The sequence below is a fragment of the Metabacillus litoralis genome (genome assembly GCF_020524045.1).
In the GTDB taxonomy this organism is placed as follows: domain Bacteria; phylum Bacillota; class Bacilli; order Bacillales; family Bacillaceae; genus Metabacillus; species Metabacillus litoralis_C.
The window spans coordinates 196,699-216,012 of the sequence record NZ_JAIVKL010000008.1 but is presented as its reverse complement, the minus strand read 5'-3'; the positions used below and the strand labels follow the sequence as shown (position 1 = coordinate 216,012).

At 31.0% G+C, this 19,314-nt stretch carries 19 protein-coding genes and 1 riboswitch; of the genes, 7 read left to right on the top strand and 12 right to left on the bottom strand.

Annotated features, from left to right (window positions below; genetic code table 11):
• Nucleotides 1-499: 499 nt before the first annotated feature.
• The gene (locus LC076_RS14440) at nucleotides 500-1,522 is read right to left on the bottom strand and encodes an SGNH/GDSL hydrolase family protein (protein WP_226669795.1); all 1,023 of its coding nucleotides are present in this window, start codon (nucleotides 1,520-1,522) and stop codon (nucleotides 500-502) included.
• 681 nt (nucleotides 1,523-2,203) lie between these two features.
• Between LC076_RS14440 and LC076_RS14435 the strand changes: the two genes are divergently transcribed.
• Nucleotides 2,204-2,695 carry a CBO0543 family protein gene (locus LC076_RS14435; protein WP_226669794.1) on the top strand — a complete coding sequence of 164 codons (492 nt, stop codon included), beginning with the start codon at nucleotides 2,204-2,206 and terminating at the stop codon, nucleotides 2,693-2,695.
• Nucleotides 2,696-2,966: 271 nt separating this feature from the next.
• Entirely contained in the window at nucleotides 2,967-3,113 is a 147-nt protein-coding gene (locus tag LC076_RS14430; RefSeq protein WP_226669793.1) for a BH0509 family protein, read from the top strand.
• Between the two features lie 347 nt (nucleotides 3,114-3,460).
• Here the strand turns inward: LC076_RS14430 and LC076_RS14425 are convergent, their stop codons facing one another.
• Both LC076_RS14425 and LC076_RS14420 read right to left on the bottom strand, forming a co-directional pair.
• Nucleotides 3,461-3,682 carry an inner-membrane translocator gene (locus LC076_RS14425; protein WP_226669792.1) on the bottom strand — a complete coding sequence of 74 codons (222 nt, stop codon included), beginning with the start codon at nucleotides 3,680-3,682 and terminating at the stop codon, nucleotides 3,461-3,463.
• 251 nt (nucleotides 3,683-3,933) lie between these two features.
• Nucleotides 3,934-4,548 (bottom strand): DJ-1/PfpI family protein, encoded by a 615-nt coding sequence (locus tag LC076_RS14420; RefSeq protein ID WP_226669791.1) that lies wholly within the window; start codon nucleotides 4,546-4,548, stop codon nucleotides 3,934-3,936.
• Between the two features lie 528 nt (nucleotides 4,549-5,076).
• On the opposite strand from LC076_RS14420, the gene LC076_RS14415 reads away from it, so the two are divergent.
• On the top strand, nucleotides 5,077-6,093 hold the full coding sequence (locus tag LC076_RS14415; protein WP_226669861.1) for an FUSC family protein: 1,017 nt from the start codon (nucleotides 5,077-5,079) through the stop codon (nucleotides 6,091-6,093).
• Between the two features lie 75 nt (nucleotides 6,094-6,168).
• On the opposite strand, the gene LC076_RS14410 is transcribed toward LC076_RS14415, so the two are convergent.
• Nucleotides 6,169-7,488, bottom strand: coding sequence for a D-serine ammonia-lyase (locus tag LC076_RS14410; RefSeq protein WP_226669790.1), 1,320 nt, complete (start codon nucleotides 7,486-7,488; stop codon nucleotides 6,169-6,171).
• A 101-nt stretch (nucleotides 7,489-7,589) separates the two neighbouring features.
• Nucleotides 7,590-8,006: a GNAT family N-acetyltransferase gene (locus LC076_RS14405; protein ID WP_226669789.1), complete on the bottom strand. Its 417-nt coding sequence runs from the start codon at nucleotides 8,004-8,006 to the stop codon at nucleotides 7,590-7,592.
• Nucleotides 8,007-8,120: 114 nt separating this feature from the next.
• Between LC076_RS14405 and LC076_RS14400 the strand changes: the two genes are divergently transcribed.
• Nucleotides 8,121-9,503 (top strand): PLP-dependent aminotransferase family protein, encoded by a 1,383-nt coding sequence (locus tag LC076_RS14400; RefSeq protein ID WP_226669788.1) that lies wholly within the window; start codon nucleotides 8,121-8,123, stop codon nucleotides 9,501-9,503.
• 191 nt (nucleotides 9,504-9,694) lie between these two features.
• On the opposite strand, the gene LC076_RS14395 is transcribed toward LC076_RS14400, so the two are convergent.
• The gene (locus LC076_RS14395; RefSeq protein ID WP_226669787.1) at nucleotides 9,695-9,895 is read right to left on the bottom strand and encodes a hypothetical protein; all 201 of its coding nucleotides are present in this window, start codon (nucleotides 9,893-9,895) and stop codon (nucleotides 9,695-9,697) included.
• A 436-nt stretch (nucleotides 9,896-10,331) separates the two neighbouring features.
• Nucleotides 10,332-10,598 (bottom strand): hypothetical protein, encoded by a 267-nt coding sequence (locus LC076_RS14385; protein ID WP_226669786.1) that lies wholly within the window; start codon nucleotides 10,596-10,598, stop codon nucleotides 10,332-10,334.
• Nucleotides 10,599-11,063: 465 nt separating this feature from the next.
• Nucleotides 11,064-11,163: riboswitch (purine riboswitch) on the top strand.
• An 86-nt stretch (nucleotides 11,164-11,249) separates the two neighbouring features.
• Between LC076_RS14385 and LC076_RS14380 the strand changes: the two genes are divergently transcribed.
• On the top strand, nucleotides 11,250-12,443 hold the full coding sequence (locus LC076_RS14380) for an MFS transporter (RefSeq protein ID WP_226669785.1): 1,194 nt from the start codon (nucleotides 11,250-11,252) through the stop codon (nucleotides 12,441-12,443).
• 162 nt (nucleotides 12,444-12,605) lie between these two features.
• Here LC076_RS14380 and LC076_RS14375 read toward each other — a convergent pair whose 3' ends face one another.
• Both LC076_RS14375 and LC076_RS14370 read right to left on the bottom strand, forming a co-directional pair.
• The gene (locus LC076_RS14375; RefSeq protein WP_226669784.1) at nucleotides 12,606-13,076 is read right to left on the bottom strand and encodes a hypothetical protein; all 471 of its coding nucleotides are present in this window, start codon (nucleotides 13,074-13,076) and stop codon (nucleotides 12,606-12,608) included.
• 79 nt (nucleotides 13,077-13,155) lie between these two features.
• Complete coding sequence (locus tag LC076_RS14370) at nucleotides 13,156-13,674, bottom strand: DUF4871 domain-containing protein (protein ID WP_226669783.1); 519 nt, start codon at nucleotides 13,672-13,674, stop codon at nucleotides 13,156-13,158.
• A gap of 837 nt (nucleotides 13,675-14,511) precedes the next feature.
• On the opposite strand from LC076_RS14370, the gene LC076_RS14365 reads away from it, so the two are divergent.
• Nucleotides 14,512-15,291 (top strand): ABC transporter ATP-binding protein, encoded by a 780-nt coding sequence (locus LC076_RS14365; protein WP_226669782.1) that lies wholly within the window; start codon nucleotides 14,512-14,514, stop codon nucleotides 15,289-15,291.
• 2 nt (nucleotides 15,292-15,293) lie between these two features.
• Nucleotides 15,294-16,931, top strand: coding sequence for a hypothetical protein (locus LC076_RS14360; RefSeq protein WP_226669781.1), 1,638 nt, complete (start codon nucleotides 15,294-15,296; stop codon nucleotides 16,929-16,931).
• Nucleotides 16,932-17,062: 131 nt separating this feature from the next.
• Here the strand turns inward: LC076_RS14360 and LC076_RS14355 are convergent, their stop codons facing one another.
• From LC076_RS14355 to LC076_RS14345, 3 genes are read right to left on the bottom strand one after another with little or no spacing between them, the layout of a single operon-like run.
• Complete coding sequence (locus tag LC076_RS14355; protein WP_226669780.1) at nucleotides 17,063-18,325, bottom strand: FtsW/RodA/SpoVE family cell cycle protein; 1,263 nt, start codon at nucleotides 18,323-18,325, stop codon at nucleotides 17,063-17,065.
• Between the two features lie 5 nt (nucleotides 18,326-18,330).
• The gene (locus LC076_RS14350; protein WP_226669779.1) at nucleotides 18,331-18,741 is read right to left on the bottom strand and encodes a PadR family transcriptional regulator; all 411 of its coding nucleotides are present in this window, start codon (nucleotides 18,739-18,741) and stop codon (nucleotides 18,331-18,333) included.
• Entirely contained in the window at nucleotides 18,726-19,277 is a 552-nt protein-coding gene (locus LC076_RS14345; protein WP_413465991.1) for a sigma-70 family RNA polymerase sigma factor, read from the bottom strand. Before LC076_RS14345 ends, LC076_RS14350 begins: the two co-directional genes overlap by 16 nt.
• Nucleotides 19,278-19,314 lie beyond the last annotated feature (37 nt).

The following is a 19,314-nucleotide window of genomic DNA, read 5'->3' as shown; positions in this document are numbered from 1 at the left end:
CAAAAGTGAAATGGATAGAACCTCAAATCCTAAATTTTTAGAGAAAAGCTAGTTTCTGTATATACAATGTAGTTGCCGGAAATATATTAAAATACGTTATTCATTTTATACTACTAAAAAAGTTATTTCAAGCAAGAGAATGTTCTAACAAATATCCTTAAAAGAATGAATCAAACCGCTAATTTGTCTATATTAGCGATTAATTCATGTAAATGTTGCTTATGATGATTAGACATAGTTGAGAAATAGAAAATTTTATTGGCTGTTTTGGCCATTTTATTTGCTGAAAAGAGTAATTTATTTGCTAAAAAGCTTTTTTTATTTGCCAAAATAGTTAACATATTAGTTTTTCGACACAATCCGCCAAACTAACCCATTTAAAAAGGCTATGTAAATAGGTAGAAACACTTTACCTACATACATAGCTTTTTTAGATTAGGTACTTTTTAGAGATATTTTATCTGGTTAGTACCTATAAGATGCTGATAATAGCATAACGTTATTCTTTTTCTTGCTTACTACCCTTTTGTTCAACGCTTATTTCTTCCATGTTTTCTAGTATTCGCTTTGCCATAAGTTTATATCCATTAGTGTTTGGATGGAAATGATCTTTTGATAATAATTCGATGTCGGAATTACTAAATAAATCCAAAATAGGAATATATCTTACATGATCAAATTCTTCTGTAACAGTTTTACTAGCTTCATTCCAATCATTAATAATCATTTGTAATTCTTGAACTTCTGGAAAATATCGATCAAATGGATTATAAAAACCAACTATATAAATCTTTGTGTTTGGGTTGATTTCAGTTATTCTTTTGATTATAGCTTCTAATCTCTTGATGTATTCTTCTCTTTCTTCATTAAATAGCTCTATATGAAGATTTGTAATATTGTTTTTGACGATAGTCATAATGTCGTTTGCACCTATTGTGACGAAAACAATATCAGCTTGTTGAATGGATGCTTTAATCTTTTTCTTTTCTAGACGTTTTAGCAATTCATCGGAACGGTTCCCTTTTTTCCCATAATTTTCAATACTCACATTAATGTTATTATTTTCAAATGTGTGATTTAGAATACCAACATATCCGCCATTCTCTGTTTCATCTCCTACACCTTGTGTGAGTGAATCCCCGATTGCCACAACCTTTAAGTCTTTTTTGAATAATTTGAAAACACCTTCTACTACCTGCTTAACCTTTTCATTTATACCTTCTGTAAGTGTATTTTTTTCATTGCTTGCAACCTCTTCAGCTGCTGGCAGTTCTTCATCAACAATATTAATAGAAACATCAACAGCCTGCTCCTCTTTATTAACTTCTTTATCTAAAGAATCACTTTCTTTCTCGGTTATCACTTCATCAATATTCTCAGCAGCAGAATCTATTGCTTCATTCATAATCTCTGTTTCAACATTAAGCTGTTTTGTTGAATTTGTATGGTAAAGAATGAAGTATAGGCTAAAGCAAATTATTATTAAACTAGCTATTATGACAAGTACTCTCCGTCTTTGCATCTAACCACACCTATCTATTTATCGTAAAATAGTGTTATGAAAGAAAAAATTAAATATAAATTTTAATGCAGTTTTTTTATTCTAGCACGGATAATAGAATAGCGTAAAGTACTAAAAATTAGTGAAATGTTCTTGATCATCGCTATTTTCATGCTTTTTTTTTATTTCTACTTTCATGTGATATAACTCTCGAAACAATTTTTCTCAGGAGAATTATTTCCTCTTAACCTTTAATCCTAAACATTTCCTAGAAACAACAGTAATCAAATGTCTACCGTATCATTCTTTAGTAAAGGCTCTTTTCTGAAAGATTGTTGCTAAAAGACCTAATTATGCAGTGGGAAGATTCAGTGGGAAGATTGTTGTTATAGTAAAATAGGTACTATCCTATGAAGAAGAGATGCCACTATGCTTTATATAGTGCTGTGAATTTGGAGTTGTTAAAGCAACAAAGTTTACGAAAATAGCCTTAGTAAATCAATTTTTTAGCATACATCTTTATACGTAAATTATGTGATAGAAGCTGTTTTTGTAACACTTTAGAATGTAGGTTTTCAAGAAATGTTAGGTTTCATCTATTTTTATTCTTTTAGATCATCATGTTTAATGTATAAATTACCTAACCTAAATGCAATATAAAAGTAAATACAATTCTTCGCACGTTAAAGTAGAGGTATAATTATGAAGCTTACTTTTGAAAAAAATTTCCTTCGATTTTTACTTATTTTTGGTGTGTTAACATTTATAAACTTAATTAGAAAACCCCCAACTAAAGATTGGCTATTAATTTTCCTGTTTAAAGGATACATTTCATCGATTCTTGATAAAATTGCCGTCACTAAAGATAGATTAGTTTATCCTGTAAGCTTGTTTAAATGGTTCGATATAAGCTTTATTTTTGATTATCTACTTTTTCCAGTAGCATGTATTTATTATAATCAAGCAACTAAGGTTTCAAATAAAGTGATGATTGTAGTTAAAACGCTCTATTTTAGTATTCCGATGACTTTAGTTGAATACTTATTAGAACAACATACAAAACTTATTAAATTTAAAAAAGGTTGGAATATTTATTTTAGCTTTTTTACATTAACATTAACATTTCTTCTATCTCGTATGTTTATTGCCGCGGTTCGTAAATCTGATAATTCACGAATACCCGAAAATTCATAACTACTAACTACATATACATATTTTAACCTTGTCTTAACCATTTATCTTTACTTAAAAAAATGATAAAACGTCTCTTTGGCTATTTTTACTGAAAGCAAATTAGATCCTTTCTTGATAAATAACATTTCTATATCAGTTCTTGAAAAAATCATCTATAATTGATATTGGTTTAATCTCAGTTTGAGATATATAATAAAAGTAAGTAATAAAAGAAATCGCTTACATGAATGTAGCATCAACGTTACTTCTCATATTATAGGAGGATTTAAAAATGAGTAAACAAGCCAGAGACTCAAAAGTGAAGGAATTGTTAGCAAAACAAAAATTCAATGAAAAAGAAATGTCTGAAATGACAGATCCACAAATTGAATACTATCACTGGCTCTACTTAGAAGACTCTGTTTACGATTATATGTAATTTAAAATTCCAATGATATAATAAACAGCTTTGTACCATGTACAAAGCTGTTTTTGTGTGTTGATCGCTATTTTTCTTGGCTCGTCTTTAACCCAAAAATTTCATTAGAAATATCAACAACTTATTTTAATTTTGCCCATTACTCTTCTTTAGGTAAAATGTTTCCATGATGAGTAGAAGCAAATCCACAATGAGTACAATATAATTGCTCTAAAGGAACATTTTTGATCGCCTTTTCATTTCTTGCTTTAATGATTTCCTTATTCTCTAATTGTGCAGTATTTATATAAAACCATTTTTGCCCACTTATTTCAAAAAGGAACTAGCACTTCTTCTAATGAAACTTTTTACTTTTTTACGACAAGTATAAACCATTTGATGATTCCAATCACCAAAATAAGAACACCATTCATTAAAGTGATTATTCCTAAAATTGCTCCACCATATCCAGCACCTTCACCTGTTCCTCCTGAACCCCAATCATAAAAGTGATGAAATAATGCACCGCATAAAAAACCAAGAATTGGTGCAAGAATCATCATAAAGATGCCTGATAAAATAAGATTCAATTTTCCCCTTTTAAACAATAAAAAAAACGCAATATTAAGAGATATTAAAACGATGAAAAATAATATTAAAATTAAAGTGTCCATATTAATCCTTTCTCAATCATTTATTATAATACTGCATAATTCTATTGCAGTAATCTAAATTTAACTTGAGATCATACTCTATGAGGTTTTTTTATATAAGAGATCATCAACAATATAACCATGTTAAGAAAAAATACGTTATCTTTAATATAAGATGAGTATCCTAACTAATTTATCTTACCTAATTTAATATTGTATTCCATACCTTTAGCTGTATTTTCTGCTATTTTACTACCTAGAAGTCGATTTACTATATGAAAAGACATATCTATCCCAGCTGAAACCCCTGCTGAAGTAATAATATTACCTTGATCAACGAATTTCACATCTCTTAGCACTTCTATTCTTGGAAAGTCTTTTTGAAGTCGATGATAACTTAACCAATGTGTTGTCGCTTGTTTGCCATCAAGTAATTTTGCTTTCGCTAGCAAGAAAGCACCCGTACAAACGGAGGTCATTATTTTTACATTTTGCGAATGAGATGCTATCCATTTTAAAACTCGTTTATTATGAATCTCGGTTTCTTGAACTCCTGGTCCACCAGGAATCACGATGATATCATATAAAGGAGCATTCTCAAAATTGTAGTCTGGTTGAACTTTCAATCCGTTTCTAGCAGAAATAATTTCACCTGTTTCTGAAATGGTGCTTACTAAAAATGCTTTTGTTTCAAAATCTTCATATGTAGTGACAGAAAAAACTTCAAATGGTCCTGCAAAATCAAGAACCTCAACCTCGTTAAAAAGTAAAATACCAACGCTCCATTGTTTCTTTGTAGGCAATAATCTTCCTCCTAAATAGTTGAACTTTATTAGAATTTATTACGAATTCTTCATTTAACTGTTGTTCATTGAATGTACAAAGATATACTTTTGCTTTACAAATAGTAATTTCACCAAGGCTGTTCCAATAACCTCCCAGTATGATGAACCCTTGAAGTTCTCATATAAGTTTAAGTATTATTATTCAACAGTCTTTAAAATAAATAGTTTTATTTATAACTAGTCATTTTCATTTTCACACTTATAGTTTAACATAAATATCCAATTGATAAGTAAATCAGTAAATTTCCTTATTTCCATTTATAGATTTCCATTACATTAGAAGATTGCTAGAATGTAAGTATTATTGATGATCTTATCGTCTCTATTCGTCATCAATGACAAATACTCGGTTATTTGTATTATTTATTGTACACAAATCCATTATTAAAAGATGAAACTCATCATTGCTTTATGATACGGAAAAAGTAAGGTAAAATGATTTTATGATACACACTTAATTTATGATTTTAGTTTGGAGGGTTCAGCATTACTTTTGGTCCACGCATCTTAAAAACAGGATTAGCAGTGTCCTTATCGATATACATATGTTCATTATTTCATTTTGAGCTTTCTGTTTTTGCAGGGGTTGCGGCCATTCTAGCTATTCAGCCTTCTATTTATCGTACATGGAAGCAAATGGTCGATCAAATTATGGCTAATACAATCGGAGCAACGATTTCACTATTTTTCATCTATTTCTTTGGCGAAAATCCTGTAATTATTGGTTTTGTCATTATCCTTGTTATTGCGATAAGTATAAAAATGAATTTACAAAGTACGATTCCATTAACACTTGTTACGGTCCTAGCTGTTATGAGTGCTGCTGGAAGTGAGGATATTTACTTTGCATTAGAAAGATTTTATGTGATTTTAATTGGGACATGCACTGCTATTTTAATCAACTTACTCATATTTCCACCAAAATACAAAAAAACGTTTGTACAGCTTGTTGAAACCACGTTTCACAATATGTCCTTACTCATTAGAACAGCCATTTCCAATGAGTTAACTGAGGCAACGTATCAGGAGCACAGTAAGAAATTTAAAAGTGATATTAAGAAATTAGAAGAGCAATATTTGTTATTTGATGAAGAGAGAGCAAAACTTGGGAAAAAATCAAACCAACTTCACGGAAGAGAAATCCTAGTTTTTCGGCAGTTGTTTAAAACACTGCAAGAAGGAGAACAGCTTTTAGAGAATATCGAGGAACACTTTTTCCAAAGTAAAAAAATTGATGAAGACACCCAATTTTTTGATGATCAACTTGAACACTTAATTAAATATCATGAATTTCTACTATTAAAGTACCAAGGAAAAATAAAGGAAAATCATACAAGCTTTGAAAAAGAAGATTTTAAGAAAAGCTTTGAACTCAAACTGAAATTATATCTACAAAATTCCGATCAAAATGTTCGCTTGCTGATTGTCTTATCATCTATTATTGATTATTCCTTTCATTTAAATCGTCTAGAAAAACTAATTAACCAATTAAAACATCAGTAACCTTTGATTAGTTTTAGGTTACTGATGTTTTAAAAATCGTCTATTATAATACTATTTCTTTGAAGTGATTTACTCTTACTGCAGTCGATTTATCCAATACTTCTTTCCTCTCAAATAGTTGTCTTTATGAATAATATCCGGAAGCATATCTCCTCCAGTTGCCCAAACTAAATGGTTACCATCTTTAATAGCATTTAGCTTCATGACTCCTGGAAAACCAGCGACTGCAGAAGGTTCTAACCATATATTCTCTGTTTTAATTAACATATAAAGCAATTGATAAAGATGTTGATCTTCAACAGTATAAACACCACTAATTAATTCTTCTAACATTTTCCCTACAAATCCAGATGGTCTTCCAACAGCCAATCCATCTGCTTCAGTTATGTTATCTATATCAAAATCATGAACAGATATCTTATCATGTAATCCTGTGACTAAACCTAATAACATGGCTGGAGAATGTGTTGGTTCTGCAAAATAACAGTGGACGTTATCCTTAAAAACTAATTTCAACCCAAAAGCTACCCCGCCAGGTCCACCTCCAACGCCACAAGGCAAATGAACGATTAATGGCTGCTCCTCATTAACATAGATTTTACGTTCTTCAAGTTGCTGTTTTAGTCGCAATGCAGCTACAGCATAACCTAAAAAGAGATCTTTCGAGTTTTCATCATCAACAAAATGCATTCTTTCATCTTCTTCTGCCTGTTTCCTACCTTCAGCAACGGCCACACTATAATCTGAATCATACTCAATGACTGTAACACCGCTTTTTCTTAATAAATCCTTTTTCCATAGCTTTGCATCTGCTGACATATGAACAAACACCTTAAACCCTAATTTTGCACTTATTATTCCAATACTTAATCCCAAATTTCCTGTTGACCCAACTGAAATTGAATGCTGAGAAAAAAGCTCTTTAAAGTGAGGTTGAGCTAACATGCTGTAATCATCATCAACTGTTAACATCCTACTTTTAAGTGCAATCTCTTCGGCATGCTTCAACACCTCATAAATGCCACCTCTAGCTTTGATTGAACCTGAAATTGGTAAAGTATGATCACATTTAAGAAGCAAATGACCAGTTAGTTTTTTGTTAAAGTGATTTTCCATGGCGATTTTCATGCTTGGTATTTCAACAAGACCTGACTCAATTATGCCACCATTCGGTTTTGTTTCGGGAAAAACAGCCATTAAGTAAGGAGCAAATCTTCTCAATCTTTCCTCAGCATCTACCACTTCATCCATTGTTAACGTGATTTTTTCGATCGCCTCTTCAAAATTTTTATGGTTGGAATTGATCCACAGTGTTTCTTCCGTATTGATCACCTGATTAATAATTGGATGAATTTTTACCCATTCCTCCACGGTTTTTCCTTGTATCTGTTTCATATGCATATACCTTCTTTTGTGCTTTTATTTCATTTCTATATGGTTAAATGTATTATATCGCAAGTATATGAATTAAAATTAGAAAAAGGTTTATTTACGTACTAGCCCTCCTGGTGTGAAATTTTACATTGCATTGTCTCCACATTAGTAAAACCAAATTTCTTATAAAGTGTATGAGCATCTTTTGTATAAAGTCCAAAAGATTTCACTTGAATGTCGGGATGTTCCATAATGCACGTGAGCAACATTTTACCTAATCCTTTTCCTCGGTAATTATCATGGATAATTACATCACAAATCCACGCAAAAACATAATAATCTGTAATTACTCTTGCAAAACCTATTTGTTTTTCACCTTCAAATACACCAAAACAAATGGAGTTTTTCATGCTATTAATAATCACTTCCTTGGTTCGCGCTGATGCCCAATAGCTGTTTGAAAGCATATTGTAAATAGCATCTGTATCCATTCTAGTTTTCGTATCATCAACTGTATAACCATCTTTGTACCACTCCATTAAACATGCCCCCTATTAAAACAATGATATACTAATAACATAGAGGTTTTATCTACTAATGAACATCCTATTTTTCATTAACTGTATAGGTACAGATTTGGAGGTCATTCACTCATGAATACAAAATATAGTCTTATTATGGATGATTTAAAAAAGAAAATTACCGATGGTTCCCTTAAGTCTGGAACAAAAATCCCTTCGATTCGAATGTTATCTGAGCAGTATAGCTGTAGTAAAAATACAATAATTAAAGCTTATAATGAATTAGAAAATCAACATTTAATTTATTCCATACCAAAAAGTGGATATTATGTTGTAAACCATGAAAATCATATGAATGACAAGTCGAATAAGGTCATAATTGATTTTCTTTCCGCAGGTCCTGATAAAAAAGCAATGCCATATGAAGATTTTCAACATTGTTTTAATCAAGCGATTAATTTATATAAAGAAGAACTTTTTACGTATTCTCACCAGCAGGGCTTACCTTCATTGCGAAAGGAATTGACGAAACACTTGCAAGATCGGCAAGTATTTACAGATCTCCAAAGAATCTTAATTACATCTGGATCACAACAGGCTCTTCATTTGCTCGTACATATGCCTTTTCCTAATGGAAAAACAAATATACTAGTTGAACAGCCCACATATTCTGGCATGATTGAATCTGTGAAAGTTCATCATGTTAAGACGTTTGGTATTGAAGTAGATATGGAAGGAATAGATTTAGAGCGATTAGAGTATTTGTTTAAACATAACAACATTAAGTTTTTTTATATCATTCCTAGATTTCATAATCCTCTAGGCCATAGTTACTCTAACAAAGTAAAAAAGAAAATTGTAGAACTTGCAACTAAATATGATGTTTATATTGTAGAAGATGACATATTTGGTGATCTGGATTTAAATACCAAATCAGACCCTATGTTTACCTATGACCCAACGGGAAGAGTGATTTATTTAAAAAGTTTTTCGAAAATCATGCTTCCTGGTTTAAGAATAGGCCTAGCCATACTGCCTGAATTATTAATAAATACTTTTTCACGTTATAAATTTAGTTCTGATTTGTTTAGTACAACCATATCTCAAGGAGCATTAGAACTCTATTTAAAAAGTGGTATGTTCAATGCACATATTGAAAGAATTAGAGATTTGTATAGTACAAAAATGAAAATGGTTATACAATCATGTGAAAAACACTTATCACCAGATGTTCTTTTTACGAAACCTAAATCAGGGTTTTATTTATCTATCTACTTGCCAAAAATGATTCAGGCAAATCGTTTGATGACAATGCTACAACAGGATAACGTATTAGTAGTTGATGCAAAAAGAATGTATTTACCAGAGTTTCAGAAGAATTCTTTAATTAGATTGTGTATTTCTCAAGTAGACATAACACAAATAGATCAAGGTATTGAAAAACTAGCAAAAAACATAAACAAATTAAAAATTCATCAAGTATTTTTTGTTGAAAACACAAATCACCTCCTTTGATTATTAAAAAGTTATTGTAAATAAGGATGCAATTTTATCATCGCTAGTTTCCTTATTAATTCATTAATATAATTCATATTTCGTACTTGAACTCATTCATCTGATAATGAAAAAGCGACTGTTCTTAATGAACACTCGCTTCCTTTACGTTGAGTTTAAATGTTAAAATTCTTCTGTTTAGAAGGAAGATATTAATTCTTTTTCTTTAAAGCTTGTTTCATTCCAAAGACCCCTATTGCTCCGCAAACCAAAACACCTAACACTAAAATTCCTGTTAAAACCCAGTTATTTCCCCATGTTATGATTGCACTACATAAACAACATAACGCAATTGCTACCGATCCATACTTCTCTCTCCATCTTGCTAATCTTGAGGAACGATCAATACCCAAATAATCTACTCTCCTTTTTTTAGTTTAAGACTACCCGTTCGTTTAAGTCCATTTTAAGTCAACTGTTATCCAAAGTGATTATAAAACCCACCATACAATAAGAATGAAACTCAAAATTCCCCAAGCTAAGGTACTCACTATCCACCAAACTATGAATTTAGTTTTTCTTGAACTTTCCTCACCTTCTATATTTGAGCTTATAAAAGCGAGCTTACTTTCCATATTTATTTTTCATTGAAAACGGAACGATATATCATCTTATCAAGATGTCAATAAATATCCAGAGTAATAAGAATAAGTCCCCTTATATCTCTTCAACTTTTCTTTCAATCTACTTCAGATTTATATCGTTAGTGAAAAGCCTCTATTCATATTTTATAATCTTACATTTTCCTTTAATAAGAATGATTTTTATGACATTCCATTTTTCATTAACTTACATAGGAATATATCCTTTTGTTATGTAAACATAAATAGCTACTGGGACAATACTAAATAACATAGCTAAATTACTTAATGCTAAAAGTCTGTTTTTTGCTAAGTATCCTAAATAAAAACCTATTGGATTAAGGATAAATGTTAACATTCCATAAGGCTCTTGGATGTTAAGTACAAGATAAGGCACCCAAGAAATAACACCAAAAAGAAAAAGAGTTAAGGATAAGTAAAAACATATTTTTTTACGAAAATTAATTTTTCTCATTTACTTTTAACCACTCCATTAAACTAATAATAGCTGCTTCAATTAACCTGCTCTTTTATGGAAATGTGACTGTTCTGATTGAACACTCGTACCCTTCAATGTGATAAGCAACTTTAATCCAGTATATATAGAATATTAAGGTTTATCGGTTTCTTGTTATTTAAACTTAAGTACACTTTATAAAAACTAATCTCATTTTAACATATATATCCAACGATTTACATGGGAATCTTCTGATATTCAAAGTATAGTCAGGAACTAATAATATCTGTATTGCCATAAAGCTTGGAAGTTTAAGAGAATGCTTTTAGAAAATCAGTCACTTACGATCATAATTTCTTTACTAGTAGGTGGATTTATGTTAGATATTTTTCTAATAAAAAATTAATAAGCATTTTCTTTCACAATTTTAAAAAAGACTTGATAAATACGATAAAATATAGTAATCTTTTCAAAGTGCTTACCTACAACTAAATATGTACTACCTGTATAACCTCTAGAATATGGCTTGAGGGTCTCTACCAGGAACCATAAAATCCTGATTACAGAAAATGAATATTATTCGTTTTTTGTAATCAGGATTTTTTGTTTTTTTCTGATAATTAATTCAAAGTATTTCATTGATGTATGAGGAAGGATGAAAAATAGATTATGAATGTAAAAGTTTTTATTCTCGCTTTATCAACTGTCGCAGTAGGACTAGTTGAATTAATTGTTGGTGGAATATTGCCAACGATTGCTAACGATTTTAATATTTCATTAAGCTCTGCTGGACAACTAATCACTGTTTTTGCACTTATATATGCAGTTGCTGGTCCTGTTTTACTTGTATTAACTAATAAAATAGAAAGAAAAAAGTTATATCTTTCTTCACTGTTTGTTTTCTTTATCGGCAATATTATGACGTACTTTAGCACAAGTTTTTCCTTTATGATGTTTGCTAGAGTTATAACGGCAATGAGTACAGCTTTAATTGTTGTTCTGTCGTTAATCATTGCTGCTAAAATAGTTGCTCCAACTCATCGAGCAAAAGCTTTAGGACTTATCTATATGGGGATTAGTTCATCACTTGTTATGGGTGTGCCTCTAGGTATTCTTATTTCCGATACATTTGGTTGGCGTGTTATTTTTCTTGGAATTGCGATTTTATCTCTTGGATCTTTTGTCCTTATTGCTATCTTTCTAGAGCGAATTCCTGGTGAGAGTACGATTCCACTTTCACAGCAATTAAAAGCAGTGAGTAGCGCTAAATTAGGTAGTGCACATCTTGCAACTGTATTTATGTTAGCAGGACATTATACGATTTATGCTTACTTCACTCCATTTTTAGAAACGCAACTACATTTAAGTTCCTATTGGATTAGTATTTGTTATTTATTATTTGGAATTGCCGCTGTAAGTGGAGGAGCTTTCGGAGGAATTCTTTCCGATTCAATCGGAGCTCATAAAAGCATTATTTTTGTCATTAGTGCATTTGCCTTTGTATTATTTTTATTGCCATTAACTACTTTCTCACTTATTCTATTCATACCGTTCATGATGGTTTGGGCAGCATTAAGTTGGAGTTTGGCACCTCCACAGCAAAGCTACTTGATTCAAGCAGATCCTGCAACATCAGATATTCAGCAAAGCTTTAATAACTCCGCATTACAAGTAGGTATTGCACTTGGCTCAGCTTTTGGTGGTATTGTTTTAAGTCAAACAGGAACTGTCGCTAAAACTGCTTGGTTTGGAGGAGTTATTGTCATTATCGCCTTACTTTGTGCAGTGTTTTCAATAACAAGAAAAACGATAGAAAGAGACAAATCAATGATGAGATCGTCTGCACAAGAATCAAAGGCCTGAACAAGTTAGAGATGTTAAATGCCCGTTGAAAAAAATAGATGAAGCGAAAGTGAATTTTTCATAAAATAGAGACCTTCAATTTATAACGTTTGAAGGTCTCTTGGCATTTATGTTTAAGGTGAATTTACACATGGATGTTCATGTAAAATTGTTTCATCACCTTTAATCATGTGTTGGGATATCCACCCAAGGTGCAAATGCTCTATTTGTAGGAAATTGTTGTTTTACTAACTGTCCATTCACATCTACTTCTGATGTTGTTAGTTTATTATCAAAGGTAGATACATACATCATTTTAGGTGGTATGTTTTGTGGAAGGCTAGGCAGAAAAGCACTTAGTGTTTCATCATTTCTAACTTCAATGCTTTTCCATTTATAATTTCCCCACACATTTTTGTATAATGTCATATAAGCTGGATTGTTATTATAAAGAAATCCTACAACTCTTACATCATCAAAATCTTTAATATCTAAAATCTCTGTTGGTTTATCAGCATATCCTTCGATTGAATGAATTACTTTAACAATAGACTCCTTATCTTTACCGTGTAAAGGGTTGTGAAAATGATGCATTGAAAAACCAAGAATCAATATAATGATAAAAACATTTAATTTAAAAGAATTAAATTTCAAGATTAGATACACACCCTTATTTTAATAATTGGAAGGAATAAAAAAATCTCTTCTACTACATTCCCTTTTAATTTTTCATTTAATTCCTAACCTCCATAACAAACGTTTCAAATAACTCACCGTTTATATAAACCATAAAAGCCCATTCTCCTGCTTCACTAATCATTACATTTGATGGTGTATGGTAATCAGCACCATTAATTTCACCAGCAAGCTCCTTCGACCAAAATCGATCATCCTTAGACTGGCCGTTAATTAAAATAGGATAAATCTTCGTTGTGGATCTGTTTATGCCCACCACTGTCATTTCCCCTTCGTTAACTCCCCAAAAATGCCACATCCATTTTTCAACTTGGTTTGGTTTTAGCATGGGCCCTATAATTCCTACCTTATCTTTCACGCCAAACATTTCACTTCCGGTATCACTATCAAATTCTACCGCCTTTTGACTCCAATCGATTTCTCTTATATCTTCTTTCTTCACATAGCTAGGTATGTTATTAGGTAATTTAATGGAGTTATTGTCTTTATCCACTTTGTTTGCTTCACAACCTGCAAAAATGATCAAAAAAATAAATAATAGGTACCATTTGCGCATAAAAATCATCCATTCTTTAGTAAACTATTAATGAACTAATTCTCTTTTTCGATCCTCACATTTCTATTTATTGGATAAAAACACCATTCAAATTTAGAAATTTACCAAGAATATAACACACAAATAATTTTGATTTGTTGCTATGCGCTTTTATTGTGTGAAACTTCAATTAATCACTCCACTAAATCAACTATGATCAAGAACGAGAAAGTTTCCATGCTGGAATTAAAGAATGGAAATAAAAAAATAACTCATAGGTATATGTATAGCTGTGTAAAGAGAAAAAGTAATGATATACGTAAGAAACCATTGACAAACAGTTCCGTTAAGAAATAAGTACAATAAGAACATTCCTACTGGAAATGGAACGACAATAATTAACCAAATTGGACTTTTCAAGGCTTCAGTTAACGCTCCTAGCGAAACAACAGTAAAACCTATTATAATTTTGCTTGCCAAAGAGCTAATTCATTTCTAAGAATGACGCTGGCGATATAATATGAAAAACCATTCAATGATACAGCTAAAATAAAATCCAAAAGATATTTCACACCCATCTCTCCTACTTTCATTTATAGTAACCTATAATCTTATAGACCTAGATTTAACTTATATAACATCTAATTAATTATTTTTTATTATATATATTTTAACATAAGTTACCTTTCTTCTATTTTTTTTCCACAATAAATTTTTAATCGTTCATAAATTATGGATTGCTAATTATGTTTAAATTAGCAGAAGGGTATCATTAAATTTGATTTTCCCCCTTTAGTATTTAAATGGATTAATGTTACACTAGAAAATGGAAATATTTAGACATGGGGGATTAAAGAAATGGAAGAAATAATATTATCGATCAATAACTTAAAAAAAAGTTATGGTGGTAAGTCTGTACTAAATGATGTGTCTTTTCAGGTAAAAAGAGGAGAAATCATTGGATATATTGGGCCAAACGGGGCTGGAAAAAGTACCACTGTTAAACTTATGTTAGGAATTGAAGATGACTATTCTGGTGAAATTAACATCTTCAATCATGATATTTCTGATGGGAAGATAGATTATAAAAGAAAAATTGGCTATGTTCCTGAAATAGCCGAATTATATGATAATTTAACTGGTAGTGAATATTTAACTTTCATTGGTGAATTGTATGGTCTCGATTTTGATCTCGCTAACTCTAAGGCTAAACAATTAATGGAGCTTTTCGGAATTGGTGAAGTCTATCATTCTCGCATTGCTTCTTACTCAAAAGGTATGCGACAAAAGCTTTTAATTATCTCAAGCTTGCTGCATGATCCTGATCTTTTGTTTTTTGATGAACCAATCAATGGTTTGGATGCAAATAGTGTGATGATTTTCAAAGAAATTATGACACAACTTGCTGCTCAAGGAAAAACGATTTTCTACTCTTCCCATATTATGGACGTGGTTGAAAAAATAAGCAGCCGTATTATTCTTCTACATGATGGTAGAATTGCAGCAGATGGCACCTTTGAGGAGCTAAAACAAGATCGTACGGAAGGTTCACTTGAACAGATCTTTAACCAACTTACTGGATTTAGTGAACATAAAGACCTTGCTTCACGATTTGTTTCTGTTGTAAGGGAGATGTAATGATGAAAGACTATCGAACACTGAAACTATTGGATCGATTTGAGAGAGTTTTTAATCGTTTTAATATCGATTACAAAACCATGAGAAGAATTTTACAAGTGAAGTTAACAATGGATGGACGAAGAGTTCCTACGATTTTCTCGCAAAATGCTAAGAAAAAAGAAACGAGCAATCAGTATATTAAATCATTATGGATTTATGTGTTATTTGGATTGTTTATGATTCCTTTTTTACTCATGGGAGAAAATTACCTTTTTCAAATGAGCATTTTTTATGGTGTATTCACCTTTTTTATTATGACATCCATGATATCCGATTTTTCTTCTGTTTTGTTAGACATCCGTGATCGAAATATCCTGTTTCCAAAGCCTGTTGATAGAAGAACAATTAGTACGGCGAAAATGGTCCATGTCATTATTTACCTATCTTTCCTAACGATTGCGCTTGTTGGAATCCCCTTAATTGTTGGACTTTTTGTGAATGGATTTCTGTTTTTCCTTGTGTCAATTTTAAACATTATTCTACTTGATCTTTTTGTTGTCGGGCTAACAGCACTCATCTATTTGTCTATTTTACGTTTCTTTGATGGTGAAAAATTAAAAGATATTATTAACTATGTTCAAATCATGTTGTCGCTTGCAATCATGGTTGGTTATCAATTACTTGTTCGTTCATTTGAAATAATTGACTTAACCGTTTCACTTGAACCACAGTGGTGGCAAGTCTTTATTTTCCCAATGTGGTTTGGAGCAAATATGGAATTGATCATGAATGGTGTTTTTCAGCCTTTTTATCTGTTATTTACAGCCTTAGGAATCTTATTTCCTCTTTTATCGATCTTGATTTATATAAAATGCAATCCTGCTTTTGAGCAAAACCTCCAAAAGCTTACGTATCATGGAAAAGCAAAAGAAAAAACACGTAATAAGCTGGGACAATATCTTCTTAATGTTATTTGTCGATCTCATGAGGAGAAAACTTTTTTTCGTTTTGCTAGTTTAATGATGAAAAATGAACGAGATTTCAAACTAAAAGTATATCCATCTTTAGGTTTTTCCATTGTTATTCCTTTTATTTTTATCTTGAATGGATTTTCTACAGATTTTAATGCTCTTGCTACAAGCAAAGCCTATTTATCTATTTACTTTAGTTTAATCATCGTTCCTACCATTTTGATACTTCTAAAATTTTCAGGTAAATATAAGGGTGCGTGGATTTTTAGGGTAGCTCCTATTCATTCTTTAAAACCGCTGTTCACTGGAACAATAAAGGCGTTTCTAATCAATTTATATTTACCAGTTTACTTGATTCTTTTTGTCCTATTTATCGCATTATTTGGTATAAGAATTCTGCCAGATCTTATCGTTGTTTTTATTAATACCTGTTTATATTCTGTTATATGCTTTGCGATTCTTAAAAAATCTCTTCCCTTTTCAGAGTCTTTTGATGAATATAATCAAAATAGTAACGGTGCCATTATATTCGGTTTAATGGTGATAGCTGCGTTATTTGCTGGTCTACACTTTATCAGTACTTTGTTTCCTTATGGAATCTATCTATATGTAGTTCTTTCTCTTGTTTTCTTGAGGATTTTATGGAAATGGGCATTCAATATTACATGGGAAAAGATTCATGAGTAATTTGTTTATCTTATTTATTAAGAGAAATTAGGATTTGAATTTCAAAACGCTGTTTATTCAAATTCAACAGCGTTTTCTTATTATATGATTTTAAATAAGTCATAGAATTTTTCGCAATTTTTTAAAACTCATCATACATGAACAACCAAATGTTTTCTTCGATACACGCTTAGTACGATTCCAATAAGAATAGAATTTAAAACAGTTGAGTTTAGTCCGTAGCTAATGAACGGAAGTGACATTGATATAATTGGAAAAAGTCCAAAAATCATCCCAATGTTGTACACAATTTGGATTGAGAGCAATGAGCACACTCCTAAAATTAACTGTTTCCCAAAAGTATCTTTTATATCTGCTGAGACAATGATCAATCGATATATAAGTAATAAAATTGCTACAAGAAGAAAGCCAGATAAGATCCATCCAAAATAATAGGTAATATTAGCGAAAGCGAAATCTGTTATTAAATCATAATCAAAATTCTCTTGACCTGAATTTCCAAACCATCCACCTTTTGATAATAAATTTTTTAACATAATATACATATAACCTGCACCTTGTGAGTAATCATGAGGATGTAAAAAACCAAGTAACCGATCTTTATGATATTCTTCCATAGAAAACCAAAAGACACTTACGAGCGAAATGACTAGACTAAATACGACTCCAATTGTGGTATAAATAGCTTTTTTATTTATGGAGCTACAAAAAAATAACGTAAAAACAAAAATAGAGTAGATAAATACATCTGGTAAACTTGGTAAACTCATAAACAAGAATACAGAAATTAAGTAGATACCACCTATTATGTACAAATTTGGTTTTTCCTTAGAAAAATAGAAGGCCCAAAACACGAGAAACATAAAATAAAGCGAATTTCCACTAACAAAAAAGCCAGGAAAGTATAAATAGCCCACTCCATTAATGATCGCATTAGGAAAAAAGTTAAGAACAAACAATATACCTAACGCCGAGATTAGAAAAAACCAGCCAAATCTTTTCACCTTTCTATAATCAATAAACATTACTGTTATTGTTACTAAAATCCCTAATACAATATAAATGATTTGTTTGATCAATAAATTTTCAGAGTAAACGTTTGAATGGATGTGCGGAAGAAGCCCCATTAAGATAATGATTAAGAAAAGACCGAAAAGTTTCCAATCAAATAAAGGTCGATACAGTTTATTAAAGTGTATTCCAAGCTCTAATGGACTACCCATCTTCTTTATTGCTTGTTCTTCAGCTTCACTATCACTAATTCCCTTTGAAATTAGCTCTGACTTTGACATGTTTATATGGTAATTTAACTCCTTGTATATAATTGACTTAGCTTCTTTTGATTTAATGGACTGCAGTACATCAGCTAGAAATTGTTCTTTTAGTTTAGCCATGATCATTACCTCTCAAATATTTCTTTTAGAAAGTAGACTGTAACATTGCTTTTGTTTTCAAGCTTTTTTAATAATTTCAACCCATTATTATTAAGCTCATAAAGCTTTACATCATGTTCTTCCCAGTATGTATTCAAGTAACCCTTTTGTTCGAATTTATGTAGTGACATGTATAGAAGACCCTCTTCATTTTCAAATCTTTCTATCCCTCTTGCTCGCATTAATCTACTTAATTCAAAACCTGATCGTTTTTGCTTTAATAGCTGAAATAACGATAATAATACATCTTCTTCTGTCGTTGTTTGCGATTGTTTAATTTTCTGTCTAATGCTTTTTTTATGTTCTTCTGTAAAATTCAGCTCTTGTAATACTGTTTTTTTCATTGCCTGTTGAAATTGTTTCAACTGATCCTCCATGTTTCTACCTCCAAACATTCTTTCAACATTTCTTTTGCCCTCTTTAGCCTAGTCTTAATTGTATTTTGATTCACGTTAATCAGATTGGATATTTCTTTTATCGATCGTTCCTCGAAATAAAATAAAAAGATGACTTCTTTATATGTATCTGGTAAACGAAATACTGTTTTCACTAATTGCTCATCTTCATATTTTTGAATCACTTGGTGCTCCACTTCATTTTCTTGACTTGAAGTATGTAAATCCTGCTCATTTGAAACAACAATATGTTTATAATGCCAACTTCTTAGATAATCTTTACAATGATTTATCGCAATTTTCCAAAGCCACGTTTTTATAGAAGACTTTTTCTGATATTGATCCAACTTTTGATAACATTTCACAAAAATCTCTTGTGTAAGATCCTCCGCAACCTCTTTGTTACCTACGTAGAAGTAGGCAAGCTGCAAGATGGAGTTTCCGTATTTATCCATTAAATCATCTAGTAATATTTCTCGATCATTTGTTATAAGGTCTTGAGTCATACTTTCTTCCAATGTAATCTGCTCCCTTCCATACATTAGACGATTCTAA

Bases quoted from the DNA above. Each gene is read 5' to 3' on its own strand.
- LC076_RS14370 (WP_226669783.1), bottom strand. From the start codon at position 13,674: ATGCGCAAATGGTACCTATTATTTATTTTTTTGATCATTTTTGCAGGT.
- LC076_RS14360 (WP_226669781.1), top strand. From the start codon at position 15,294: ATGAAAGACTATCGAACACTGAAACTATTGGATCGATTTGAGAGAGTT.
- LC076_RS14430 (WP_226669793.1), top strand. From the start codon at position 2,967: ATGAGTAAACAAGCCAGAGACTCAAAAGTGAAGGAATTGTTAGCAAAA.
- LC076_RS14350 (WP_226669779.1), bottom strand. From the start codon at position 18,741: ATGGAGGATCAGTTGAAACAATTTCAACAGGCAATGAAAAAAACAGTA.
- LC076_RS14410 (WP_226669790.1), bottom strand. From the start codon at position 7,488: ATGAAACAGATACAAGGAAAAACCGTGGAGGAATGGGTAAAAATTCAT.
- LC076_RS14405 (WP_226669789.1), bottom strand. From the start codon at position 8,006: ATGGAGTGGTACAAAGATGGTTATACAGTTGATGATACGAAAACTAGA.
- LC076_RS14380 (WP_226669785.1), top strand. From the start codon at position 11,250: ATGAATGTAAAAGTTTTTATTCTCGCTTTATCAACTGTCGCAGTAGGA.
- LC076_RS14435 (WP_226669794.1), top strand. From the start codon at position 2,204: ATGAAGCTTACTTTTGAAAAAAATTTCCTTCGATTTTTACTTATTTTT.
- LC076_RS14440 (WP_226669795.1), bottom strand. From the start codon at position 1,522: ATGCAAAGACGGAGAGTACTTGTCATAATAGCTAGTTTAATAATAATT.
- LC076_RS14355 (WP_226669780.1), bottom strand. From the start codon at position 18,325: ATGGCTAAACTAAAAGAACAATTTCTAGCTGATGTACTGCAGTCCATT.
- LC076_RS14385 (WP_226669786.1), bottom strand. From the start codon at position 10,598: ATGAGAAAAATTAATTTTCGTAAAAAAATATGTTTTTACTTATCCTTA.
- LC076_RS14400 (WP_226669788.1), top strand. From the start codon at position 8,121: ATGAATACAAAATATAGTCTTATTATGGATGATTTAAAAAAGAAAATT.
- LC076_RS14365 (WP_226669782.1), top strand. From the start codon at position 14,512: ATGGAAGAAATAATATTATCGATCAATAACTTAAAAAAAAGTTATGGT.